Source organism: Mycobacterium sp. E2327, assembly GCF_001672675.1.
GTDB lineage: Bacteria > Actinomycetota > Actinomycetes > Mycobacteriales > Mycobacteriaceae > Mycobacterium.
This window is the reverse complement of sequence record NZ_LZKE01000103.1, coordinates 31,202-54,792: the sequence shown is the minus strand read 5'-3', so window position 1 is coordinate 54,792 and position 23,591 is coordinate 31,202. Positions and strand designations below refer to the sequence as shown.

The 23,591-nt window shown below is 69.2% G+C and carries 28 protein-coding genes; 9 read left to right on the top strand and 19 right to left on the bottom strand.

From position 1 onward, the window contains the following. Positions 1–506, top strand: a 506-nt coding sequence (locus tag A5712_RS11445; RefSeq protein ID WP_255404404.1) for an acyl-CoA dehydrogenase family protein, incomplete at its 5' end; no start/stop codon positions are given. A gap of 12 nt (positions 507–518) precedes the next feature. Further along, a complete protein-coding gene (mmsB, locus tag A5712_RS11440) occupies positions 519–1,394 on the top strand; it encodes a 3-hydroxyisobutyrate dehydrogenase (protein ID WP_068104539.1) in 876 nt (291 codons plus the stop codon). Positions 1,395–1,420: 26 nt separating this feature from the next. Here mmsB and A5712_RS11435 read toward each other — a convergent pair whose 3' ends face one another. The 11 genes from A5712_RS11435 to secY are packed head-to-tail and all read right to left on the bottom strand — an operon-like array spanning position 1,421 to position 11,079. Next, complete coding sequence (locus tag A5712_RS11435) at positions 1,421–1,969, bottom strand: TIGR03086 family metal-binding protein (protein WP_068104537.1); 549 nt, start codon at positions 1,967–1,969, stop codon at positions 1,421–1,423. 22 nt (positions 1,970–1,991) lie between these two features. Then, a complete protein-coding gene (locus A5712_RS11430) occupies positions 1,992–2,495 on the bottom strand; it encodes a MarR family winged helix-turn-helix transcriptional regulator (RefSeq protein WP_066931474.1) in 504 nt (167 codons plus the stop codon). An 8-nt stretch (positions 2,496–2,503) separates the two neighbouring features. Continuing rightward, a complete protein-coding gene (locus A5712_RS11425; RefSeq protein ID WP_068104547.1) occupies positions 2,504–3,556 on the bottom strand; it encodes a histidinol-phosphate transaminase in 1,053 nt (350 codons plus the stop codon). Next, positions 3,556–4,575, bottom strand: a complete 1,020-nt coding sequence (locus tag A5712_RS11420) for a 3-oxoacyl-ACP synthase III family protein (RefSeq protein ID WP_068104535.1) — start codon at positions 4,573–4,575, stop codon at positions 3,556–3,558. Before A5712_RS11420 ends, A5712_RS11425 begins: the two co-directional genes overlap by 1 nt. Before the next feature lie 3 nt (positions 4,576–4,578). After that, the gene (locus tag A5712_RS11415; RefSeq protein ID WP_068104533.1) at positions 4,579–5,226 is read right to left on the bottom strand and encodes a hypothetical protein; all 648 of its coding nucleotides are present in this window, start codon (positions 5,224–5,226) and stop codon (positions 4,579–4,581) included. Beyond that, positions 5,204–6,925, bottom strand: coding sequence for a thiamine pyrophosphate-binding protein (locus tag A5712_RS11410; protein ID WP_068104531.1), 1,722 nt, complete (start codon positions 6,923–6,925; stop codon positions 5,204–5,206). The genes A5712_RS11415 and A5712_RS11410 overlap by 23 nt, the downstream gene beginning before the upstream one ends. Positions 6,926–6,984: 59 nt before the next feature. Continuing rightward, complete coding sequence (locus A5712_RS11405; RefSeq protein WP_068104529.1) at positions 6,985–7,761, bottom strand: anti-sigma factor; 777 nt, start codon at positions 7,759–7,761, stop codon at positions 6,985–6,987. Positions 7,762–7,807: 46 nt separating this feature from the next. Then, on the bottom strand, positions 7,808–8,353 hold the full coding sequence (locus A5712_RS11400; RefSeq protein WP_082964298.1) for a sigma-70 family RNA polymerase sigma factor: 546 nt from the start codon (positions 8,351–8,353) through the stop codon (positions 7,808–7,810). Between the two features lie 55 nt (positions 8,354–8,408). Beyond that, on the bottom strand, positions 8,409–9,209 hold the full coding sequence (map, locus tag A5712_RS11395) for a type I methionyl aminopeptidase (RefSeq protein WP_068104526.1): 801 nt from the start codon (positions 9,207–9,209) through the stop codon (positions 8,409–8,411). A gap of 2 nt (positions 9,210–9,211) precedes the next feature. Further along, a complete protein-coding gene (locus tag A5712_RS11390) occupies positions 9,212–9,757 on the bottom strand; it encodes an adenylate kinase (protein WP_068104524.1) in 546 nt (181 codons plus the stop codon). After that, positions 9,754–11,079 carry a preprotein translocase subunit SecY gene (gene secY / locus A5712_RS11385; RefSeq protein ID WP_068104521.1) on the bottom strand — a complete coding sequence of 442 codons (1,326 nt, stop codon included), beginning with the start codon at positions 11,077–11,079 and terminating at the stop codon, positions 9,754–9,756. The genes A5712_RS11390 and secY overlap by 4 nt, the downstream gene beginning before the upstream one ends. Before the next feature lie 178 nt (positions 11,080–11,257). Between secY and A5712_RS11380 the strand changes: the two genes are divergently transcribed. Beyond that, positions 11,258–12,163 (top strand): class I SAM-dependent methyltransferase, encoded by a 906-nt coding sequence (locus A5712_RS11380; RefSeq protein ID WP_068104519.1) that lies wholly within the window; start codon positions 11,258–11,260, stop codon positions 12,161–12,163. A 7-nt stretch (positions 12,164–12,170) separates the two neighbouring features. Here A5712_RS11380 and A5712_RS11375 read toward each other — a convergent pair whose 3' ends face one another. Together A5712_RS11375 and A5712_RS11370 are read right to left on the bottom strand one after the other, a co-directional pair. Next, complete coding sequence (locus A5712_RS11375) at positions 12,171–12,836, bottom strand: GNAT family N-acetyltransferase (RefSeq protein ID WP_068104517.1); 666 nt, start codon at positions 12,834–12,836, stop codon at positions 12,171–12,173. Beyond that, positions 12,833–14,170 carry an FGGY-family carbohydrate kinase gene (locus tag A5712_RS11370; protein ID WP_068104545.1) on the bottom strand — a complete coding sequence of 446 codons (1,338 nt, stop codon included), beginning with the start codon at positions 14,168–14,170 and terminating at the stop codon, positions 12,833–12,835. Before A5712_RS11370 ends, A5712_RS11375 begins: the two co-directional genes overlap by 4 nt. A gap of 30 nt (positions 14,171–14,200) precedes the next feature. On the opposite strand from A5712_RS11370, the gene A5712_RS11365 reads away from it, so the two are divergent. Genes A5712_RS11365 through A5712_RS11350 form a run of 4 tightly spaced genes read left to right on the top strand, consistent with a single transcriptional unit; the run spans position 14,201 to position 17,754 of the window. Next, positions 14,201–15,181, top strand: coding sequence for an NAD(P)-dependent oxidoreductase (locus tag A5712_RS11365; protein WP_068104515.1), 981 nt, complete (start codon positions 14,201–14,203; stop codon positions 15,179–15,181). Continuing rightward, a complete protein-coding gene (locus A5712_RS11360) occupies positions 15,178–15,831 on the top strand; it encodes an L-fuculose-phosphate aldolase (RefSeq protein WP_068104512.1) in 654 nt (217 codons plus the stop codon). Before A5712_RS11365 ends, A5712_RS11360 begins: the two co-directional genes overlap by 4 nt. After that, complete coding sequence (locus A5712_RS11355; protein ID WP_068104510.1) at positions 15,832–16,716, top strand: MBL fold metallo-hydrolase; 885 nt, start codon at positions 15,832–15,834, stop codon at positions 16,714–16,716. A 3-nt stretch (positions 16,717–16,719) separates the two neighbouring features. Beyond that, complete coding sequence (locus A5712_RS11350) at positions 16,720–17,754, top strand: dihydrodipicolinate reductase (protein WP_068104507.1); 1,035 nt, start codon at positions 16,720–16,722, stop codon at positions 17,752–17,754. Here the strand turns inward: A5712_RS11350 and A5712_RS11345 are convergent. Beyond that, positions 17,743–18,600, bottom strand: coding sequence for an AraC family transcriptional regulator (locus A5712_RS11345; protein ID WP_068104505.1), 858 nt, complete (start codon positions 18,598–18,600; stop codon positions 17,743–17,745). The genes A5712_RS11350 and A5712_RS11345 overlap by 12 nt on opposite strands. Before the next feature lie 74 nt (positions 18,601–18,674). Here A5712_RS11345 and A5712_RS11340 point away from each other — a divergent pair, with 74 nt between their 5' ends. Next, positions 18,675–19,319 carry a class I SAM-dependent methyltransferase gene (locus A5712_RS11340; RefSeq protein WP_082973397.1) on the top strand — a complete coding sequence of 215 codons (645 nt, stop codon included), beginning with the start codon at positions 18,675–18,677 and terminating at the stop codon, positions 19,317–19,319. On the opposite strand, the gene A5712_RS11335 is transcribed toward A5712_RS11340, so the two are convergent. Continuing rightward, entirely contained in the window at positions 19,320–20,159 is an 840-nt protein-coding gene (locus A5712_RS11335; protein WP_068104498.1) for an SDR family oxidoreductase, read from the bottom strand. 78 nt (positions 20,160–20,237) lie between these two features. Here A5712_RS11335 and A5712_RS11330 point away from each other — a divergent pair, with 78 nt between their 5' ends. Beyond that, positions 20,238–20,849, top strand: a complete 612-nt coding sequence (locus tag A5712_RS11330) for a TetR/AcrR family transcriptional regulator (protein ID WP_068104496.1) — start codon at positions 20,238–20,240, stop codon at positions 20,847–20,849. 33 nt (positions 20,850–20,882) lie between these two features. Here A5712_RS11330 and A5712_RS11325 read toward each other — a convergent pair whose 3' ends face one another. Genes A5712_RS11325 through A5712_RS11310 form a run of 4 tightly spaced genes read right to left on the bottom strand, consistent with a single transcriptional unit; the run spans position 20,883 to position 23,512 of the window. Continuing rightward, positions 20,883–21,278, bottom strand: coding sequence for a type II toxin-antitoxin system VapC family toxin (locus A5712_RS11325; protein WP_068104493.1), 396 nt, complete (start codon positions 21,276–21,278; stop codon positions 20,883–20,885). Further along, positions 21,263–21,502: a hypothetical protein gene (locus A5712_RS11320; protein WP_068104491.1), complete on the bottom strand. Its 240-nt coding sequence runs from the start codon at positions 21,500–21,502 to the stop codon at positions 21,263–21,265. The genes A5712_RS11325 and A5712_RS11320 overlap by 16 nt, the downstream gene beginning before the upstream one ends. A 22-nt stretch (positions 21,503–21,524) precedes the next feature. Continuing rightward, positions 21,525–22,739, bottom strand: coding sequence for a zinc-binding dehydrogenase (locus tag A5712_RS11315; RefSeq protein ID WP_068104489.1), 1,215 nt, complete (start codon positions 22,737–22,739; stop codon positions 21,525–21,527). After that, positions 22,736–23,512 (bottom strand): SDR family oxidoreductase, encoded by a 777-nt coding sequence (locus A5712_RS11310; protein WP_068104487.1) that lies wholly within the window; start codon positions 23,510–23,512, stop codon positions 22,736–22,738. The genes A5712_RS11315 and A5712_RS11310 overlap by 4 nt, the downstream gene beginning before the upstream one ends. Positions 23,513–23,591 lie beyond the last annotated feature (79 nt).

Below are 23,591 nucleotides of genomic sequence, written 5' to 3'. Positions count from 1 at the left end.
ACGCGATGCTGGGCGGCGCGGACGGCGAGGGCGCCGGGTTCGGCATCGCGATGAACGGCCTCAACGGCGGTCGGCTCAACATCGCGGCCTGCTCGCTGGGCGGCGCGCAGGCCGCCTTCGACAAGTCCGGCGCCTACGTGCGGGAGCGCCACGCGTTCGGCAACTCCCTGCTCGACGAGCCGACCGTCCGGTTCACCCTGGCCGACATGGCCACCGGGCTGGAGACCTCGCGAATGATGTTGTGGCGGGCCGCAAGCGCGTTGGACGCCGACGACCCGGACAAGGTCGAGCTGTGCGCGATGGCCAAGCGCTACGTCACCGACACCTGCTTCGAGGTGGCCGACAAGGCCCTGCAACTGCACGGCGGCTACGGCTATCTGCGCGAGTACGGGCTGGAGAAGATCGTCCGCGACCTGCGGGTGCATCGCATCCTGGAAGGCACCAACGAGATCATGCGGGTGGTCATCGGCCGCGCCGAGGCCGCCCGATTCAGGGCAAGCGCGTAGAAAGGCTCACAGATGACCCGGATTGCGTTCCTGGGATTGGGCCACATGGGCGGCCCGATGTCGGCGAACCTGGTCACCGCCGGTCACACCGTGCGCGGATTCGATCCCGTGCCGGCGGCGGTGGAGGCCGCGGTGGCCACGGGCGTCGAGGCCTTCGACAGCGCCGCCGACGCGGTGGCCGACGCGGACGTGGTGATCACCATGCTGCCCAACGGCGACATCGTGAAGCGCTGCTACGCCGACATCCTGCCCGCCGCGCGGGAGGGCGCGCTGTTCATCGACAGCTCCACGATCTCCGTCAGCGACGCCCGCGAGGTGCACGCGCTGGCCGAGGGGCACGGGATCGCCCAGCTGGACGCGCCGGTCTCCGGCGGGGTGAAGGGCGCCGTCGCCGGGACGCTCGCGTTCATGGTGGGCGGCGACGAGGCCGCGGTGCAGCGGGCCCGCCCGGTGCTGGAACCCATGGCGGGCAAGGTCATTCACTGCGGCGCGGCGGGCGCGGGCCAGGCCGCCAAGGTGTGCAACAACATGGTGCTGGCGGTGCAGCAGATCGCCGTCGGCGAGGCGTTCGTGCTGGCCGAGAAGCTCGGGCTGTCCGCCCAATCGCTGTTCGACGTCATCACCGGCGCGACGGGCAACTGCTGGGCGGTGCACACCAACTGCCCGGTGCCGGGCCCGGTCCCGACCTCGCCGGCCAACAACGACTTCAAGCCCGGTTTCGCGACCGCGCTGATGAACAAGGACCTGGGCCTGGCGATGGACGCCGTCACGTCCACCGGTTCGGCCGCGCCGCTGGGCACGCACGCCGCCGAGATCTACGCCAAATTCGCGGCCTCCCATGCGGACAAGGACTTCAGCGCCGTCATCGAGATGCTGCGCAGCAGTTAATTCAAGGCTGATCCGGAAGCCCTGCTTCACTGCACGTTTCGCCCGAGGAACGCGGCCAGCTGATCGGCCGGCGCGCGGCCGTGCGGGCACGGCCGCTCCTCGGCGAACGGCTTGTCCGGCCCGCGGAATTGCGGGCCCACGAACGCGCGCACCGCTTCGAGTTCCTCGGCCGCCAGCTCGGGATCGAGATCGGTGGACTGGCCGGTGGCGGCCGCCAGATCCCAGGCGTGGGTCAGCACGTCGCTGGTGCGCATCCCGATATACATCTGTCCGGGGACCTCCCCGAACGGCAGCTTGAACGTGGTGGTCATCCCGTCCGGTGCCGCGAAGACCTCCTGCGCGGCGGCGGCGGACGCCCGGTGCGCCGCCGCGATGTCGTCGGGACGTGCGGGCGGCTTATCGGCGCGGCCCGCCAATATCGCGACGCGCTCGTTGCCGCCGATGACGTGCTCGATCAGGTCCCGAATCGTCCACTCCGAGCACGGCGTTCGGCCGCGGTACCGATCGGGGCTGACGTTGGCGAGGACGCCGGCGAACGCCTCCTGTGCGCGCTGGTGAGCAACTAGTGGGTCCACGGTCCTGCCTTTCTCTCGTTGTTCAGAAGTCGCCCGCATTGCGGCGCAACGTTTCGATGGATGACACCAGCGCGGCCGACTCGGCGGCATCCATCCCGATGTCGGCGAACACCTGCTCGTTGAGCGTGACGGTGGCGTCCTCGACGGTGGAGCGGCCCAGATCGGTGATGGCCACCAGCGTCGTGCGCCCGTCGGTGGGGTGCGGCACCCGCTGCACCAGCCCGTCGGCCTCCAGCCGGCGGATGGCGTGGGTCACGCTGGTCACGTGCACCTGCAGGCGATCGGACGCCTTGGTGATCGGCAGGGCACCGGTCCGGCTGAATGCCAGCAGCCGCAACAACTCGTAGCGGGAGAAACTCAGGTCATAGGGGCGCAGCGCGGTCTCGACGCGGGCCAGCAGGATCTGGTGGGCGCGCATCACCGAGGTGACGGCGACCATGCCCTCCGACACGTCGCCCCACCCGGCACGCTCCCAGTTGGCGCGCGCCGCGGCGATCGGATCGCGTTTCGGGCTCGATGCGGCCACGCCCTTTCTTACCGCATCTGGGACCGAATCGGGACCTTTCCTATTGCCGACAGCACCGCCAGGGTCGACGCGCGGTTACCCACGGTGATCCGCGCGCCGCCGTCCGGGTAGTGGCGGACACGCAGCCCGCTGTCCGCGAACACCTCATGCCACTGCCTACCCCTCGAGGGCAGGTACATGAAGTTCGCGTGGGCGTCGGTGGTATAGATGTCCAACGCGCTCAGCCGCATCCGCAGATAGCGGCGTTCGGCGTTGATCGACTGGATCCGTTGCAGCAGTTGGTCTTCGGCGTCGTACGACGCCGCGACCGCAAGCAGGCTGGTGAGCGCGATGCCGAACGGCAACTGCTGGGACCACAAGTTGGCGGCCAGCTCGGGCGACGCGAGGCCGTAGCCGATGCGCAGCCCGGCCAGCCCGTAGGCCTTGGAGAACGTCCGGACCACCACGACGTTGGGAAAACGCGCGAGCAGCGCCGCGACGTCGATGCGGTGCTCGGGCGCGGCGAACTCGATGTAGGCCTCGTCGAGCAGCACGACGGTGTCGCGCGGCACCCGGCGCAAGAACCGCGCCACCTCGTCCGCGCTCTCCAGCGTGCCGGTCGGGTTGTGGGGGCGGCACAGCACCACCACCCGGGCATCCCCGGCGGCGTCGGCCAGCCCGTCGAGGTCGTTGTGGCCGTCCGCGTCGAGGGGGACGAGCAGCGGGTGCACCCGGGCCATCCGGGCGATGATCGGATAACCGTCGAAGGTCGGCGACGCCATCGCGACCTTGTCACCCGGGGCGGTCAGCGCGTGCAGCGCCTGCAGCGCCACGCCCGTCGCGCCAGCGCCGAGCACCACCTGCTCGGCGGGCACACCGGCGTGGCCGGCGATCAGCCCGCGCAACCGTTCGGGCAGGAACTCCGGATACCGGTTGACCGCGTAGATCGAACGGATCAACGCCGAGCGCACCGCCGGCAACGGCGGGAACGGATTCTCGTTGAGCGACAGCGCAAGCGGGTCGATCGCGGTGGGGAACGCCTCGTCGATGTCGTCGGCGAAGGGGCTGCGGACGGGTTGCATCAGCCCCGTCCGCCCCACCGCACCGCCGCCGCGCCGGCGAAGTCACCGGCGTGGGCGAAGGCAGCCATCAGCACCACGTCGCCCGCCTCGAGCTGACCGTCGGATATCGCGTGGTCGAGGTTGACCGGGATGCCGGCGCCGAACAGGTTGCCGCACTGATCGAACGTGTCGCGGTGGCGTTCGGGCGGCAGCTCGAGGGCCTCGCGCCAGTTGCGCAGGAACGCCCGGTTGGGCTGGTTGGTGACCAACAGGTCGATGTCCTTGGCGGACAAGCCGATTCGATCACATACCGCCAACGCCACCTCGGGCACCTGCCGGTTGCCGCGGGCCAGCACCTTGGTGATCTTGCTCTCGGTGAAGCCGATCGAGCCCTCGCCGGGGCCGGCCTGCCACCACTTGCGGGGCGGGTCGAAGGACAGCGTCATCTCGCCGGCGTATTCACCGTAGGTGCGGCACTCGACGTCGAGGATCGGCGACTGGTCGCCCACGGCGACCAGGGCCGCCGCCGCCCCGTCCCCGGGCACCGCCGACTGCGCCTTCCGGCGGATCGTCGGCTGGTCGAAGAACTGCCCGGCGGCGTTTTGCGCGATCGCGATCAGCGCGGTCTGCCCCTCGCCTGACGACAGCAGCTTGCGGGCCACGTTGAGCGCCAACGCGAATGCCGCGCAGCCGCCGTTGTTCAGGTCGAGCACCCAGGACGGTCGCATGCCCAACCGGTGCGCGATGCCGCCCCCCTGGCCGTAGAACGCCATGTCCGGCACCTGGGTGTGGGTGATCAGGACGTCGGCGCCCTCGACGGCGTCGGGGCCGTGCCGCTCGATCAGGCCCTGCACCGCCTGCTCGATCATGTCGATCGAGCTTTCCTCCGGCGCGACGTGATGGCGAAACTTCGGGGCGCGGAACATGAGATTGTCGCGCAGGTCGTCGGATTCGGCGAATTGCGCGTAGTACTCGGCGCCGATCGGCTCACCGGGCAGGTAGGTCGAGAGGTCGATGAGGCTCACGCTCGGCTTGGCCATGGTTCACCTCATCCACTTCGGGGTCACCGGCAGCCCGTTGCGGTGCCGGTACTCGGCGATGGCCTTTAGGTTCTTCAGCTCCAGCAGGTGGCCGGCGCCGAACATGTCCCAGAAATCGCCCACCCACACCGGGCGCTGCGGCGGCGCGGTCTCCGGGTACGGGTTTTCGTCGTAGAACGGGTGATGGCAATTCGTCCACAGCACAACGGAACCCGGCTTGTCCAGGACCGTCTGCGCGTCGACGACCCGCATCAGGTAGATCATCCACAGGTGCTTGCCCTGGTCCCACGCGCAGTGGTAGTCGACGGTGCGGGCCTGTTCGTTGGCGACGGTCCGCGTGTAGATCTTGGTCTCCGAGCCGAGCCGGTCGTAGGCCAGCCACAGGCCGGGTTCGTCGGTGGGGGTGAAACCGCGCAGGCTGTAGGTCCACTCCTCGAGGCTGCGGGTGTCGGACATGTACTCGAACAACTCGTCCGGCGGGCAGTCGACGTAATCGTTGACGGTGCAGTACTCCCCGAAGACCTGGTCGTGCGGGTAGACCGAGCGCATCATGTCCATGATGATCGGGGTGGCCTTTTCCCGGGGGCTGGTTTCGATGCGGGTCACACCGTCCAGGGGCGTGGGGATGTCATCGAGCGCTGGCAGCGACATCGGTCCGGTCCTCCTTTGCGATTGACGTCAAAAACGGTGCGAACGGCGGCATCTCGTCGGCCGCGCATTCGACGCTGACCACGGCGGGCCCGTCGGTGGCCAGCACCGCGCGCATCCAGGCGGCCAGGTGATCGAGGTCGTCGACGTCGACGGCCGTCAGCCCCGGGAACATCGCCGCCAGCCCGGCGCCCAGGCGGCTGGACCGAAACCGGTTGTAGCTGTAGAGGTCGTCGTAAAAGAGCTGCTCGCGGGTCACGCACATGGCGTGGGCGTTGTTGTTGAAGACCACGAACGTCACCGGCAGCCGGTACTGCATCGCGGTGTGCACTTCCATGCCGTGCATGAAGAATGCCCCGTCCCCGGCCACCACCACGGTGCGCCCCGGGGGTCGCCCGCTGTTCGCGCGGCCGAACGCCATGCCGATGCCGGCGCCGAAGCTGTAGCCCATGCCGCCCATGCCCAGCGCGACCGCGAACCTGCCGTCCCGGCGGGCCGGCAGATAGTGGATCGCCGCCGCGCCGGTGTTGCCGGCGTCCACGACGATGTCCGCGCCGTCGGGCAGGCAGCGATCCAGCACCGCCATCGCATCCCGGTAGCGCACCCCGGGCCCGTCGCACGGCGGCGGGGACAGTTCGGTGTGCCGCACCGCGTCGGGCACCCGCACCCTGGCCGGCCGTCCGGGCCCGGACAGCGCCTGGGTCAGCATGCGCAGCGAGCCGCGCAGGTCGTCGGTGTGGACGTGCGTGCACGGAACGTACGGCGGCGCCGAGCCGATCGAGACCGTCCGCACCGCCGCGAGGGCGTCGTCGAGCCCGGTGCGCGCGGTGACCGACAGGCGCGTGCCGACCACCAGGCACACGGCGCTGCCGGCCACCGCGTCAACCACGCCGGGGTGGCCCATGACGCCGGTCACCCCCAGCGCGGACGACGACCCGAGACCCGGTGTGCCGGCGACGTCCTTGGCATCGGGCACGGTCGCCACCCGCGCCCGCAGCACCGCGCGCAGGGCCTCCAGCTCGGCGCGGGCGTTGTCACGGGCGACCTGCTCGCCGACGATGATGGTGACCGGGCCGTTCGCGTCGCGCAGCAGCCCGATGATCGGATGCGGGTTACCGATGGGGCGCAGCTCTTCGGTGGGCCACCCGTTCTGCCCGCAAATCACGCTGCCCTGCTGAATGTCCTTGGGCAGCAACAGCACCGCCGGCCCGCCGGTGCGCGCCGCGGCGATCGCCCTGGACAGCGCCGCCGGGGCGTCGGCCGGGCGCAACACCCGCTCGCACGACACCGCCACCGCGGAAAACAACGCCTCCGCGTTCAGGGAACCGTTCTCGCCGCTGGTGTCCTGAAAGCTGCCCCGGCCGTCCAGGGTGGTGGGGGTCTGACCGACCAAAGCCAGCACCGGGACCCGGCTCGTCAGCGATTCCCCAAGGGCGGCAACAAGATTCAGCGCCCCGCCGCCCGAAGTCGCCGCGACAACGCCCAACCCGGAGCCCAGCCCGGCCCCGCTGCGGCTGTACCCGTCGGCCATGGCGGCGGCGGAGAACTCGTGCTTGGCCAACACGGCGGTGATGTCGCTGCGGAAGTGCGCGGCGTCGTAGAGGTCCTCGATGTTGGCGCCGTCGACACCGAAGATGTGGTCGACTCCGGCCGAGGCGAGCCGCTCGACGATGTGGTCGACCACCCGCTGCTTCCGAGGCATGCCTATAACACGACGCACGGTGAATTTGAGTTCACCGCGCGTCGGTTTTTACAAACGGGTTACAGCGAACGCTGCAGCAGAACTTGCCCGCTGTCGGCGGAAACCACTTGCACGGCAGCGATCTGGTCGACCGGCGTCGAGATGCTGCCCGCGGGCGTGGCGGTGTGACCGGGTTCGGCCACCCACGTCGCCAACCGGGTTTGGCTGCCGTCGCGACCCACGACGACCATCGCCAGCGTGTCGTGGTGTGCGTTCAGCGGAGCCAGGCAGACACACTTCAGGTTGATCGACGTCCCCCAATGTTGGCTGGACAGCTGCACCGTGGAGGCCAACAGGGTGGTGCCGATCTGCGCCATCGGCTGCGAGGAGCCGGCCACCTGCTGCGCGGGCGCCGAGTTCCCGTGCACCCCGACCAGCACGCCGATCCCCAGCACCGCGGCCGCGGCCGACGATGCCACCCACGTCGCCACCCGGGCGCGGCGCCGGCGCCAGCGCACCGTTGCGAGCAACGAGGGCAACAACTCCGGCGAGATCTCCGGCGCCGCCGTTGCGGTGCGGCCGGACTCGTCCATCGCGGCCACCTGTTCGGCGTCGAGCTGGGACAGCAGGGCCGGCACGCCGCTCAGATCGGCGACGGCCTCCCGGCATGCCGGGCAGCCGGCCATGTGCGCCTCGAACTCGCGGCGGTCGGAAGCCGACAGCGACCCCAACACGTATGCGGCATCCCACATCGCGTAGCGGTGATCGTCTTGCACGGTCACACCAAACACCTCTTTGTCAAACGGGTTGTCACCGGGCGGCCCGATGCCCCGTAGCGGCGTCCTCATCTCGTCCATCTCCTGTCACTCATCAAGCATTCGGAGCCGACGACCGTCTGGATGGTCATCGCGTGACTCCAAGTTCCTGCAGAGTGAGCCGCAACGCCCGCACGGCATAGTGTAGTCGCGATTTCACGGTTCCTTCAGCGATCTCGAGGTCGGTAGCAATCTGCGCGGTCGTCCAACCGCGGTAGTAGGACCGCTCGATCACCGCCCGGTGCTCGGCGGACAACTGCGTCATGGCCTCGGCGATCAGCAGCCGGTCCAGCGCCGCGTTCACCTCGTCCGGCGTCGATTGCTCGGGCGCCCCCGACTCGTCCAGCGAACCGACGACGTTGCGGTACCTGGCGCTGCGTCGGTCGTCGATGATCATGTTGCGCGCCACGGTGAACAACCACGCCCGCGCCGACCTCTCGGTGTCGCCGATGACCTCCGGGTGCTGCCAGGCCCGCAACAGCGTCTCCTGGACGACGTCCTCGGCCTGGCTGGCGTCCCCCGTCAACCGGAGCGCATAGCGCCACAAGACCGCGGCGTGTTCGTCGTAGAGCGCCTTCATCAGAGCGGCCTCGGCTGCCCCGGACGCCCCCCGAGTGCCGGCCACACGAGCCACTCGATCACCTCCTGCCCTCAGAAACGAGTGGAGCAGGTGTTTAGTTCATGCCCCCCTAGTTCAGGGTCAGGATGCGCGGCCCGGTTTCGGTCACCGCGACGGTGTGCTCCCAGTGCGCCGCGCGCGACCCGTCGGCGGTCGTGACGGTCCATTCGTCGTCGAGCACCCTTGTTTTGCTGGTTCCCAGCGTCAGCATGGGTTCGATCGCGAGCACCGAGCCCGGGGCCAGCAGGGGCCCCCGCCCGGGCGAGCCCTCGTTGGGCAGGAAAGGGTCCATGTGCATTTGCCGGCCGATGCCGTGGCCGCCGTAGCCCTCGACGATCCCGAACGCGAGCCCGTAGCGGGCCGCGGCGGCGCGGGTGCCCATTTCGATGGCGTGCGCCACGTCGGTCAGCCGGTTGCCGACGACCATCGCCGCGATGCCGGCCTGCAGCGATTCCCGGGTCGCGTCGCACAGCGCTTCGTCGGACTCATCCAGCCTCCCGACCCCGAAGGTGATGGCGGCATCGCCGTGCCAGCCGTCGAGCACCGCGCCGCAGTCGATGGACACCAGGTCGCCGGGCGCCAGCACTTCGGCGGCGGACGGGATGCCGTGCACCACGCGGTCGTTGACCGAGGCGCAGATCGACGCCGGGTAGCCGTGATAGCCCAGGAACGACGGAACCGCCCCGGCCTCGCGGATCACCGACTCGGCGATCTCGTCGAGGCTGAGCGTGGACGCCCCCTCGACCGCGGCCGCGTGGACCGCCTGCAGCGCGGCTGCCACCACGGCGCCGGCCGCCGCCATCGCGTCGAGCTCAGCCGGGCTGCGCTGCGGCACGACCCTGCGACTCCGCAGCCGCGCCAGCGCGCTCATGATTACTTGCCCAGCGCCTGCAGCGCGCGGGCGAACACCTCGTCCACCGTGCCGACCGCGTCGACCGTCTTCAGTTCGCTGCTGTAGTACTCCAGCAGCGGCGCCGTCTCGTCGCGGTAGACCTTCATCCGGTTGAGGATGACATCGTCGGTGTCGTCGGCGCGGCCGCGCCCCTTGAGCCGGTGCAGCAGTTCGTCCTGCGAGACGCGGAATTCGACCACGGCGTCGATGTCGGTGCCCCGCCGTTCGAGCATCTCGTGCAGCGCCTTGGCCTGCTCGAGGGAGCGCGGGTAGCCGTCCAGGATGAAACCGTTGGCCGTGTCCGGGTCGTCGAGCCGGTCGTCGACGAGTTGGTTGGTCAGCTCGGAGGGCACCAGGTCGCCGGCGTCGAGGTAGCGCTTGGCTTCCAGGCCGAGTTTGGTCCCGTTTTCGATGTTGTTGCGGAAGAGTTCCCCGGTCGAGATTTGCGGGATGCCAAGCTTCTCGGCGAGCTTTTCGGCCTGCGTGCCCTTGCCCGCCCCGGGCGGTCCCAGCAAAACCACTCTCACTTGAGGAACCCTTCGTAGTTGCGCTGCATGAGTTGGCTCTCGATTTGTTTGACCGTATCCAAACCGACACCAATCATGATCAAAACCGCAGTGCCGCCAAACGGCAAATTCTGGACCGCGCCGCCATTGCCGATCTGCAGGAACAGATTGGGCAGGACCGAAATGGCGCCCAGGTAAATCGAGCCCGGAAGCGTGATCCTGCTCAGCACGTAACGCAGATAGTCCGCCGTCGGCTTGCCCGGCCGGATGCCGGGAATGAAGCCGCCGAACTTTTTCATCTCGTCGGCACGCTCGTCCGGGTTGAACGTGATCGACACGTAGAAGTACGTGAAGAAGATGATGAGGCCGAAGTAGATGCTGATGTAGACCGGATCGCTGGGGTCCGACAGGTAGCTGCCGACGAACTTGTCCCACCAACTGTTGCCCACGCCGCCGCTGCCGCTGCGGATCAGCTGGGTGATCAGGTGCGGGATGTAGATCAGCGACGACGCGAAGATGACCGGAATAACGCCGGCCTGGTTGACCTTCAGCGGCAAATACGTCGACGTTCCGCCGTACATGCGCCGGCCCACCATGCGCTTGGCGTATTGCACCGGGATGCGGCGCTGGCCCTGCTCGACGAAGACCACGCCGACGATGATGAGCAGCGCGGCGCCGCAGACGGCGGCGAAGATGACCCCGCCGCGGCTGTCCAGGATGGACTTGCCCTCGGCCGGGATGCGCGCCGCGATGCCGACGAAGATCAGCAGCGACATGCCGTTGCCGATGCCGCGCTCGGTGACCAGCTCGCCCATCCACATCACCAGGGCAGCACCGGCCGTCATCACCAGCACGATGACGACGAGCGTGAAGATCTTCTGGTCGGCGATGATGTCCAGCGAGCAGCCCTGCAGCAGGCCGCCGTTGGCGGCCAGCGCCACGATGCTGGTGGCCTGCAGGATGGCCAGCGCGATCGCCAGGTACCGGGTGTACTGGGTCATCTTCGCCTGGCCGGACTGGCCCTCTTTGCGCAATTCCTCGAAGCGGGGGATGACCACGGTCAGCAGCTGCACGATGATGCTCGCCGTGATGTAGGGCATTACGCCGACGGCGAACACCGTGAGCTTGAGCAGCGCGCCCCCGGAGAACAGGTTGATCAGCGAATAGATCTGCCCGGCCTCGCCGCCGCTGGCCTCCTTGATGCACTGCTGCACGTTCGGGTAGTTCACCCCCGGAGAGGGCAATGCGGCGCCGACCCGATAGAGAAGGACGATGCCAAGCGTGAAGAGGATCTTCCGTCTCAGGTCGACTGTCCGCAGCGATGAGATGAAAGCCGAAAGCAACTCTTCCTCCTGCGTCCTGCGTCTCGCGCCTAACACCCGCAGGCCAGGACGTACGGCGCCGCGCGTCAAACCGTGTACGAGACTAACAGCTGATCGGGACGGGTCCTGCCAACACCCTTTCGAGGCGTAGAGTTCGAATCGCTTGGCTCGTTGCATTTGCTAAATAAATGGGGGCACCATGACGCGAACCGATCAGGACAGCTGGGACCTGGCCTCCAGCGTCGGCGCGACGGCAACGATGGTCGCCGCGGCCCGCGCGCTGGCCAGCATGGAAACCGACGCGATCATCGACGACCCGTTCGCGGCGCCGCTGGTGCGCGCGGTCGGCCTGGACTTCTTCGTCCGCCTGATCGACGGCGAGGTGGCGCTGGGCGCGGACGACGGCGGCGAACGCGACCTGCAACTCGAGACCGACTCGATGGCTGTGCGCACCCGCTTCTTCGACGATTTCTTCCTCAACGCCGCCCGCGACGGCATCCGCCAATCAGTGATCCTGGCCGCCGGGCTCGACGTGCGCGCCTACCGGCTGCCCTGGCCGCCCGGCAGCGTGGTCTACGAGGTCGACCAGCCCAAGGTCGTCGAGTTCAAGACCGCCGCCATGGACAACCTGGGCGCCGCCCCGACCGCGGACCGGCGCACCGTCGCCGTGGATCTGCGCGACGACTGGCCGGAAGCATTGCGCCGCAGCGGATTTGACGCCTCGCAACCGACGTCGTGGAGCGCCGAAGGCTTGCTGATGTACCTCCCGCCCGACGCCCAGGACCGGCTCTTCGACAACATCACCGAGCTCAGCGCGCCGGGCAGCAAGCTGGCCACCGAATACCACGGCGACTCCGGCCGCACCATGTCCCAACGCGCGCAGCAATTCAACCAGCGGTGGGCCAACCTGGGCTGCGACATCGACCTGTCCGGGCTGTTCTTCGACGGCGAGCGCAGCAATGTCGTCGATTACCTGGCCGGCAAGGGCTGGCAGGTGAGCACCCGGCCGCGGCGGGAGTTTTTCGCCGACTACGGCCGCGTCTTCCCCGACGACGAGGAGTCGCAGCTGCGCAACATCATCGCCGTCACCGCCACGCTGGCTTGAGCTGCGCCTAGCTGGGCCTGGCCGGCGGCGTCCGGACCACCAGCGGCACGGCGGGGAAGCACCACGCCATCTCGGTGCGCGACTTGCGCAGCGCGGCGGTGCCGTAACCCTTCTTGCGGTGCTCCGGGTGGATCCAGATCCGCACGTTCACCTCGCCGCCGACCAGCTCGCCGAACACCATGCCGACCTTCTCGCCGGAGTCGACCGCCACGAACCACGCGGCCTCCTCGTCGCCGACGCGCCCCAGCGCCGCGCGGATCTCGTCGTCGAGGTTGCCCGCCGGCCCGCCGGACCCGTCGCCGGCGGCGCCGACGTCCTCGGTGCGGGCGGCGAAGATGTCGCGGTCGGCGTCGGCGGAAAACGGCCGAAGCTCGAGGCTCTCCCCCGAGCTGGCGGGACGCTCGCCGAGCGTGAAGCTCAGCTGCTTGTTGAGGTCCTCCAGCTCGGCCAGGATCTTGCGGCGCGAGTCGATGGTCAGTTGGGCGAACGACATGCCCATCACGGCCTCGGCGGCCAGGTGGGACGTGTCGAGCAGGCGGACGATCGCCTCCACCGCCGCGGCCTTGTCCTCGGACTCCACCACGACGTCGGCGATTTCGTGCCGGCGTTCGAGGGCTTTCAACAGGGCGTCGGCGATCTCGCGACGGGCGGCTTTGCGGTCCTGGTCGGTCATTGCCACAGCCTAGACAGTTCCAGGAATCGTTGGTAGCGCTCGGCGGTCGGCTCCGCCCAGGCGGGATCGGGCTCGACGACGCGCTCGGTGCGGGCCCAGCGGCCCGCGTCGGTGATCGAGGTCTCCAGGCCGACCGCCATCCGGCCCAGGAAGGCGGCCCCCAGCGCCGCGCCCTCGGCCACCGCGGACACCTCGACCGGTCGGCCGGTGGCGTCGGCGATGGCCTGCATCCACGACCCGACCCGGGTGCCGCCACCGCAGGCGACGATGCGCGCCACCGGCGCGCCGCCCAGCTCGATGAGCTGACGCACGACGAAGCCCGCCGCCTCGTAGGCGGCCCGGCGCACGGCGGCCGGGTCGTGGGTGAGGTCGAGGGCGTCGAGCACGGCCCGGCGATCCGGGTCGTGAAACGGCGTGCGCTCGCCGCGGATGTACGGCGACCACACCGGCACACGCCGCGGATCGGCCGTCGCCGGATCACCCGGTCCGAGCAGGCGGTCCACCCAGCCGAGGAACAGGCCGCCGGCGTTGCTGGCGCCGCCGATCTGGCTCTTGCCCGGGGTGGTGTGCGGGATGGTCCACAGGCCGGGGACCTGGCGCGCCTCGGCGATCGTGTTCCACACGATCAGCGTGGTGCCACACAGCACCAGCACGTCGCCGTCGCGGTCGGCGCCAGCCACGATCTGTTCGCACAGGGCGTCGATGGCGCCGATCGCCAGCACGGCGCCCGTCCCAGGGAGCTGTCCCGCGGCCGTGCCGATCGTCTCCACCCGCGGCATCTGCTCGACGCTCGCGCCGCAGTCGGCGCAGGCCGCCGCGTCCCAGCCGGTCCCGTCGAACAGGGGGTAGCTGGTGGCGGCGGTGGCGACGTCCAGCACCGCCTCGCCCGCCAGCGCGTGGTTGGCCACCGCGGGCGCGGGCCAGTACCCGGCCGCGCCGGGCGCCTGCGCCGCCGTCCAGCGCAGGAACTCGGCGGCCTCGCCCAGCGCCGGAAGCGGCTTGTCGTCCGAGCCGGGCACCCGGCCCCTGGCGTCGCCGTACAACAGCCCGGGGGTCAGCGGCGCGCCGGCGGCGTCGACGGCGGTCAGCGAGGGCACCATCGCCGACACGGCGACCGCGCGGACCTCGGGCCCGGGGGCGAGGCGCTCCAGCGCCGCCACCGGCCCCCGGCGCCACGCCTCGTCGGCGTCGTGCTCGAGCCGGTCGGGCGCCGGCACCCGCAACTCGTGCGGAATGCGCACCCGCGCCGTCACCCGGCCGTCCGCGTCGGCGGCCACCGCCTTGACGGCGGTGCTGCCGACGTCGATGCCGATTGTGACGCCATCACGTGACACGGGCGTCACCGTACGCCAGCATTGGCGTCTGTGACATCGAGACCACGTGCCCTGGTGACCGCGCCGCTGCGGGGGCCGGGGTTCGACAAGCTTCGGCAACTGGCCGACGTGGTGTACGACCCCTGGATAGAGCAGACCCCGCTGCGGATCTACAGCCCCGAGCAACTGGCCGAGCGGATCGCGGCCGAGTCCGCCGATGTCGTTGTGGTGGAAGGCGACTCGGTGCGCGGCCCGGTGTTCGAGCAGGGCCTGCGCGCGATCGCGTCCACCCGGGGCGACCCGAACAACGTCGACATCGACGGGGCCACAGCGGCCGGCATCCCGGTGCTGAACACCCCGGCCCGCAACGCCGACGCCGTCGCCGAGATGGCGGTGGCGCTGCTGCTGGCCGTGACCCGGCACCTACTGACCGCCGACGCGGATGTCCGCGGCGGCAACATCTTTCGGGACGGCAGCATTCCGTACCAGCGGTTCCGCGGCTGGGAGATCGCCGGGCGCACCGCCGGGCTGGTGGGCCTCGGCGCCGTCGGCCGAGCCACCCAGTGGCGGCTGGCCGGGCTGGGCATGCGGGTGATCGCGCACGACCCGTACAACGACGAGGCCCGTCACGGCCTGGACGAACTGCTTGCCGAGGCCGACGTGGTCTCCCTGCACGCGCCCGTCACCGACGACACCACCGGCATGATCGGCGCGCAGCAGTTCGCGGCCATGCGCGACGGCGTCGTCTTCCTCAACACCGCCCGGGCGCAGCTGCACGACACCGACGCGCTCGTCGACGCGCTGCGCGGCGGCAAGGTGGCCGCCGCGGGCCTGGACCACTTCGTCGGAGAATGGCTGCCGGCCGATCATCCGTTGACTTCACTGCCCAATGTCGTGCTGACGCCCCACATCGGGGGCGCCACGTGGAACACTGAGGCCCGGCAGGCGCTGATGGTGGCCGACGACCTGGAAGCCCTGCTGAGCGGCGAGACGCCCACCCATATCGTCAACCCGGAGGTGCTGGGCCCATGAAATCCGTCACCAACCCCGAGGACGCCGTGCTGGACGCGGCCAAGGACATGCTGCGCCGCGGCCTGGTCGAGGGCACCGCAGGCAACATCTCGGCGCGCCGCGCCGACGGCAACATCGTCATCACGCCGTCGTCGGTCGACTACCGCGACATGCAGCTGGACGACCTGGTGCTGATCGACCCGGACGGCGAGGTGCTGCGCGCCGCCGACGGCCGGTTCCCGTCGTCGGAGGCGAAGCTGCACCTGGCGTGCTACCAGGCCTTCGACGACATCGGCAGCGTCATCCACAGCCACCCGGTGTGGGCGACCATGTTCGCCATTGCGCACCAACCCATTCCGGCGTGCATCGACGAGTTCGCCGTCTACTGCGGCGGGGAGGTGCGCTGCGCCGACTACGCCGCGTCCGGCACGCCCGAGGTCGGCACCAACGCGGTCAAGGCGCTCGAGGGCCGGGGCGCCGCGCTGATCGCCAACCACGGCCTGGTGGCCGTGGCGCCACGGCCCGACAAGGCCCTGCACATCACCGCCCTGGTCGAGCGGACTGCCCAAATCGTCTGGGGGGCAAGGGCTCTCGGCGGCCCCGTGCCGATCCCCGACGAGGTGAACCGCAACTTCGCCGGCGTGTACGGCTACCTGCGCGCCAACGCCTAGATGCGCCGGGTCCGGTTCGGCCACGCGAGCGTGACGCGCGTGCTGGAACTCCAATTCGACCTGGGCGCCCACTGTTTCCCGCAGACGCCGCCGTCGGGATGGCGGGACAACGCCGACCTGCTGGTGCCCGACTTCTACGACCCCGTGACCGACAAGTGGCACATCGCGGTCCAGAGCTGGGTCATCGAGGTCGACGGGCTGACCGTCGTCGTGGACACCGGGGTCGGCAACGATCGCGAGCGCCCGCACATGCCACCGCTGGACCACCTCAACACCGGGTTCCTGGCGGCGCTGGCGGCCGCGGCCGTGGACCGCAATGCCGTCGACGTCGTGGTCAACACGCACATTCACTCCGATCACGTCGGGTGGAACACGATGCTCGAGGACGGCGCCTGGGTGCCGACGTTCCCCAACGCCCGATACCTGGTGCCCGCCGCCGACTACCGCCACTTCTCCCCCGACGGGCCCGCGGGCGGGCAGCCCGGCGACCGGCTGGTGTTCGCGGACAGCGTCGCGCCCATCGCCGAGGCGGGCCAGCTCGTCCTGTGGTCGGACGACTGCCAGATCAGCCCGTCGCTGCGCCTGCGGCCCGCCCCCGGCCACACGCCGGGCTCCTCGGTGCTGTGGCTCGACGCGGGCCGGCCCGCGGTCTTCGTCGGCGACCTCACCCACAGCCCACTGCAACTGCGCCGGCCCGCCGACGCCTGCGCCTTCGACGTCGACGCGCCGGCCGCCACGGTGACCCGCCGCCGGATCTTCACCGAGGCCGTCGGCGCGAAGGCCGCAGTGATACCCGCGCACTACCCGGGTCACGGGGGCGCCACGCTGCGCGCCGTCGCCGACCGGTTCGACGTCGAGGACTGGCTCGACATCGATACGGTGTGAGCCATGGCGTACCGCGTAGTCCAATGGTCGACCGGCAACATCGGCACTCGCGCCCTCGGCGTCCTGCTGGATCGCGACGACTTCGAGGTGGTGGGTGTCCACGCCTTCGGCTCGGACAAGGTGGGCCGCGACGCCGGCGAGCTGGCGGGCCAGGCCCCGGTCGGTGTCGCCGCGACCGACGACGTCGACGCGTTGATCGCGCTAAAACCGGATTGCGTGAACTACATGCCCCGCGCCATCGACTACGACCTGGTGATCGAGATGCTGCGCGCCGGCATCAACGTCGTCACCACGGGGGATTTCGTGACCGGCACCCATCACCCGACCGAGCTCCCCGCGCTGCAGCAGGCGGCGCGACAGGGCGGTGCGACCTTCCTGGGAACGGGGTTCGAGCCGGGCTTCATCAACGTCGTCGCCGGATTCCTCACCGGCGCCTGCCGAACGGTCCGCAGCGTCAAGCTCGTCGAAACGCTGGACTGCACAACCTATCCCGTCCAGGACGTGTGGAAGGTGCTCGGATTCGGGAAGACGCCAAGAGAGCCGGTGACGCACCTCGACCCCGCAACGCAACGATACGGCCTGGGCTACTTCGAGACGCTGGACATGATCGCCACCATGCTGGGCACCGAGCTCGACTCCAAGGACGCATTCGTCGAGCCCGCGGTGCTGACCCGGGATCTGAATCTGGGCTGGGTGGACTACGCCGCCGGCACCGCCGGGGGCCAGCGCCGCACCTATCGCGGCTTCCGCGGCGGCCGTCCGGTGGTCGAGCTGGCCATCTGCTGGACCATGAGCGACGACGCGCTCGACCCGAAATGGACCGACCCCAAGGGTTTTTCCGTGGTGATCGAGGGCCAACCGCGCGTCGACGCGACGATCCGATTCGGCGAGCCCGGCCAGGACGCGATGACCGTGCTGATGGACAGCACCGCCGTTGCGGCGGTCAACGCCATACCGTTCCTGTGCGAGGCGCCGCCGGGCGTCATCACCCCGATCGACCTGCCCATCATGGGATCACATGGGGCACTAGCGGTTTGAACCGCGCCACGCGCGGGGTGAGGTGCCGTGCGTGCGGCGGAAGAGCCTGCTGAAATAGCCCGGGTCGCCGATCCCGACGCGGCCGGCGACCTCGGCGATCGGCAGATCCGTTTCGGTGAGCAACGTCCGGGCCTCGGCCATCCGGCGCTCGACGATCCACTCCTGCACCGTGCGCCCGGTGCGGCGCCGCACCACGGTGGTCAGGTGTCCCGGCGTGATGCCGAGTTCGCCCGCCACGTCGCGCAGCGACAACGGCTCGGCGTGGCGACGGTCGATCGCCTCGAACACCTCGGCCAGCAGTGGCTCGCCGCTGCGCCGCAGGTCGCCGACCACGTCGACCGCCAGCCGGGAGAGGTCGATCAGCAGCAGCGTCAGATGCGCCAGCGCCGCCTGCTGGTAACCCTCTTGGCGAGCGGTCAATTCGGCTTCGATCGACGCGATGGCACCCTCCCACGCCGGCCGCCGGTCCGCGGGCACCTCCAGCCGCAGCAGTCCCCCGGATCGGCCGTGCAGGAACGGGAACAGCAGCGGATGCGCCCGCCACGTCGGCCATGGCGATCGCCCGTCCTCCCCCAGCGCCGCGGGATCGAAGAAGACCCCGACCCCGACATCGATACGACCCACGACCTGGGCGGGGTCGATCACCTCACCCGCCGCCAGTACATACACGCAGCCCGGACCGGGGCTGTACCAGAGCGCCGGAAAGTCGTGGATGTGTCGGCCGTGCTCCGGCAGGTCTTCACGACTGGCCCGCAGCACCGACACCGGAGGGGTGTCCGGATCGGTCCGATATGCGTAGATGGGCACGCCCCTGCGGTGCCGGACCATCCGAGCTGGCTGGGTCATGGTGCGAAAAATAATCCTAGTTTCATCAAAGATCGACCAATTCTCAAGCAGGATAGCGGTTAATCATGAACCCTATGACAAAGCATCATCCACATGACTATCTGCCCGCCGCCGGGCACGACGCGCTGCTGCCCTGCTACGACCTGTTCGCCCGCCTGCTGGGCATGCCGAAGGTCTACGACACCCTGATCGCGCAGGCCGAACTCGCCGACGGCCAGCGCGTACTGGAAATCGGTTGCGGGACCGGGAATCTCACCACCCGGGTCCGGGGCGCGTATCCGGGCGTCGACGTGACCGGGTGCGACCCCGACCCCCGGGCACTGGACCGGGCGCGGCGCAAGGCCATTGGGCTCAAAGACATCCGCTTCGAACAGGGCTACGCCGAGCGGCTGCCCTACCCCGACGCCGAATTCGATCGGGTGCTGTCCTCGATGATGTTGCACCACATCAACGAAGACGCGAAACCCGCCGCCGCGGAGGAGATCTTCCGGGTCCTGCGCCCGGGCGGCAGGCTGCACCTGGTCGACATCGGCGGGGACGTCGCGACCCACGGCGGCGTGCTGACGCGGCTCATCAGGCGCAATCACCACATGGCGGGCAACCTCGGCGACGCGATCCCCCGGCTGCTGAACGCGGCGGGATTCGAGTGCGCCGAGCTCGCATCGAAGCCTCACCGCATACTCGGGCGCCTGAACTACTACCGGGCCACGCGCCCGTGATCAACCAGGAACGGCTCGAAGGCCGCGAAACAGTCTCATGCGATGGATATTGATCCGATAGAACAGGCCCGGAAACCGGCGGTACAAGTGCCAAATGACTTGAACCGCGGCAGGAAACACGATCAGCGGCCGGTTCCGGACCACGCCGCGCAGGATCGCGCGGGCCGCAGCCTGGGCGCTCATCTGGGGCATCAGATAGTGGGTGCGCCGACTTAATGTGACCACCCGCTCGCGCGGCATATTGACCACGGTCATGTTGTCGTAGATTTTCGTCTTCATGTCACCCGGACATGCCGCGCTGACCTTTACGCCAAGATCCGCGCCCTCGGCCCGCAGCGAAAGCGACAGCCCGACGATCCCGTGCTTGCTCGTGCAGTAGGCGGCGTTGCCTGGCTGGGGAACGAGCCCACTCAGCGACGAAATGTTGACGATGTGCCCGTGACCCTGGCGGGCCATCAACCGGTAGGCGTGCACCGTCCCATGAACCACGCCCAACAAGTCGACATCGATCACCCGACGCCACTGCTGCATCGAGAGGTCGCGAGAATCCCCGCCGATCGCGATGCCCGCGTTGTTGATCATGTAGTCGACGCGTCCATATTCGGCCACGGTGCTCTCGATCAGCGCCGCCACCGCGGCCGGGTCGGCCACATCGACGCACACGCCACGCGCCGGCACGCCGCTTTGTTCCAAGCGCCCCGCCACCCGACGTGCGGCGTCGTCGTCGATATCGGCGACCACGACCTTGGCGCCCCGCACGCCGAGCTCCTCACACAACGCCTCGCCCAAACCCATTCCGCCGCCGGTGACAATCGCCACCGCGCCCTTAAACCGCTGCATGGTCCGCTCCGGCGTCTCGCTTCCAGTTTGTTACAGTCGATGTAATATTACATCAAATGTAATAAAAGAGAAGGGGCGATGACGACCGACCAGATGGGCCTGCGGGAACGCAAGCGACGGCAGACCAGACGCGAATTGGTCCGCGCGGCGATGCGGCTGTTCGAGGAGAAGGGCTACGACGAGACGACTGTTGCCGAGATCGCTTCCGCCGCAGGCGTTTCCACCAAGACCTTCTTCAATTACTTCGCGAGCAAGGACGAGGTCCTCTTCCCTCACCTCTCCCGCAGGATCGAAGCCGCGGTGGCTCTGATCGAACGGCGCGGACCTGACGACCAGATTGCCGACGTCCTCGTCGCCGCGATGCAACAGATGCTGGCCGACGCCCTTACCGAGGAGGTCGACGGTGGCCTGGCGTCAGTCCGGTTCCCGATGATCATGTCTGTGCCCGCGGTCCAGGCGGCGACCCTGCACCGCTATTTTCTGGCCGAAACTCAACTCGCCCAGGCGCTGCACAAGGCATACCGGGAAGCGCTCGACCCGGCAACCGCGGCCGCCGTCATCGGCTCAGTCATGGGCGCCGCGATCGCCGCCGCGCTGGTGTGCCTGCAAGAGGGCGAAACGACCGCGCGGCTTCGCGCCGTGGTCGAACGCGCCGTCGCTATTGCGATCGACGGGGTGCGCAACGTGTAAACGTCGCGCCGCGTGAGGAATGGGCTGCACCGCTTAGTTGGTAGCGATGTCGACCAGGCGCAGCCCTTCCACCCGGTTGAAGTGCTTGGGGTTGCGCGTCGCGAAAGGCAGATCGAAGTTCAAGCAAGTGCCTGCCTGCAGGCAGTCAGCCAGGCCGATGTCTTGGCCGGCTCCTCGGAGAGTCGCGGCCACTTCACCCCCACGCAGCGCACTCGCTGCGTCGAGCGGGAAGGTCCGCGACCGGACGACCCGGAGAATGTCATCGCGGCGCGCCAAGAAGTCCGCGCCAAGACGCAGTTCGAAGGCAGTTATGGCCGTGACGCGGAAACGATGGTTAACGATCAGCTCTCGCACCAACGGTGCTCCAGGCCCCTTACCGCGTAGAAAATCGATCACCAGATCGGTGTCTACGACTACGAGGCCCGCCATGCGGTTCTCACGTCGTTAATGCGAGAACGCATCTCGTCCGCGTCAGCCTCGCTGAGCATGCCTTCGAGGCCTAGCAGAAGATCCACCTCGTCGGTTGTGAGATTCGCGAGATACCCATCCAGAGCTTCCTGGACAAGCGTGGAGAAGCCCCGGACGCCGCGGCGATGAGCAATCGCGCTCAACGCGCGATGCTGCTCGTCGGTAATCTCCACCGTAGTTCGCATGCATGCATGCTAGCATGTGCGCCTAGCGCTGGTCGAACGCGACCTTGACCGCGCCGCTGTCGGCCTGGTTGGCGATCGCCAGGAACGCCTCGCGCCACTGCTCGAGGCCGAAGGTGTGGGTCAACATGGGCCGCAGGTCCACCCGGCCGGCGGCGGCCAGGTCCAGGTAATGGGCGATGGCGTGGCGGCGCTCGCCGTCGACCTCCTCGACCCCGAAGGCGTTCGACCCCACCCAGCTGATCTCCTTGAAATACAAGGGACTCCACTCCCACCGTCCGGGCGCATGCACGCCGGCCTTCACCAGCGTGCCGCGGGCCCGCAGCACCCGCACCCCGACCTCGAACGTCTCGGGCTTGCCGACGGTGTCGTAGACGACGTCGAGCGCCCCCGGATAGGCCATCGGCAGGCCGAGCAGCGGCTGGCGCAGCCGCCCGCCGCCCCACGCGACCAGTTCCTCGATGACGGCCAGGCGCGGCTCGTGATCCACCACCAGCGCCGCGCCGAACCGGCGGGCCAGTTCCTTCTGGGCCTCGAACCGCGCCACCACCGCGACGGCCACGTCGGGGTAGAGCGCCCGCAGGATCGCGACCGCGCACAACCCCAGCGAGCCGGCCCCATACACCAGCGCCCGGCCCGAGGGCGGCGGCGGATGGCGGGTGATCGCGTGCAGGGAAACCGAGAACGGGTCGGCGAACACCGCGAGCTCGTCGGGCACGGAATCGGGAACCGCAAAGAGCATGCTGTCGTGGGCGGGCATCAGTTCGGCGTAGCCACCCGTGACGTCGGCCGACACCCCGGTGTGGATGCCGGGCTTGATGTCGCCGTCGGTGAAGCTCCAGCACAGGCTGTAGTCGCCGCTTTCGCACGCGGGACAGGGCGGCTCGATGCCGCGCGGACCGCAGGACAGCCACGGGTTGAGCACCACGCGCTGGCCGACGTCCAGCCCCCGGGCCTTGGGCCCCATCGCCACCACGTCGGCGACCACCTCGTGGCCCATGACTTGCGGGAAGGAGCAGAAGGCGGACATGGCGTTGTCGGCGTCGCCCTCGCCGAAGTCCATCAGGATCTGCTTGGAGTCCGACCCGCAGATGCCGGTCAGCCGCGGCCGGGTGAGCACCCAATCCTCGTGCGGCAGTTGAGGATCCGCGAGCTCCCTTAATGCGACCGGGCTGTGGGTCAGTGCGTCGTCGGGTCCGGGCGAGGGCTCCGGCGGGACGCCGTACACCAGCGCCCTCATCGCGGAGCCATTCCTGCGACACCGGCGATGAACCCGTCGAGGTCGGCGTTCTTCGCGTCCACGACCGCTTTCATATCCGGAACGTAATGCTCGAACGTGTCGCCGGCCAGCGCCGCGATGATGCCCTCGGCCACCTCGTCGGCGGGCACCTTGGGCCCCTGATACAGGGGTTCCTCGCTGCCCGGATGGTCCCAGATCTCGGTGTCGACGGGCCCCGGCTCGATCAGCTTCACGGCGACGCCGCTGCCGTGCAGGTCGACGGCCATCGCCTCGCTCCAGCCGCACAGCGCGAACTTGCTTGCGCAGTAAGCCGTTTCGTGGATGATGCCGAGGCGGCCACCGACGCTGGACACGTTGACGATCAGGCCGGACCCGCGCTTTAGCATCCGCGGCAGCAGGGCCAGCGTGAGGCGCATCGGGGCGAAGAAGTTGATCCGCATGACGTCCTCGACCTCGCCGGGATCCAGGGCCGCGACCGGGCGCCGTTTCGGGATCGCGGCGTTGTTGATCAGCACGTCGACGCCGCCGAGCTCGTCCCATGCCCGCAGCGCCAGGTCCCGCAGCGCCGAGCTGTCCGCCAGGTCGGCCACCCACATCGCCGATTCCGGCGAGGTCCGCCGGCAGTCCGCCAGCACCTCGGCCAGGCGATCCCGGCGGCGGGCGATCAGCCCCACCACGGCCCCTCGCCCCGCCAATCGCCGGGCCAGGGCCGCGCCCAGTCCGGACGAGGCACCCGTGATGAGCACCCGCTTACCCGCCGCCTCGAACGTCATCCGTCAAGGTTGCCGCGAATCGCGGGAAGCGTACAGTGGTGGAAGCTTGTTATATCGGCTAAATATTAGATCAACTACT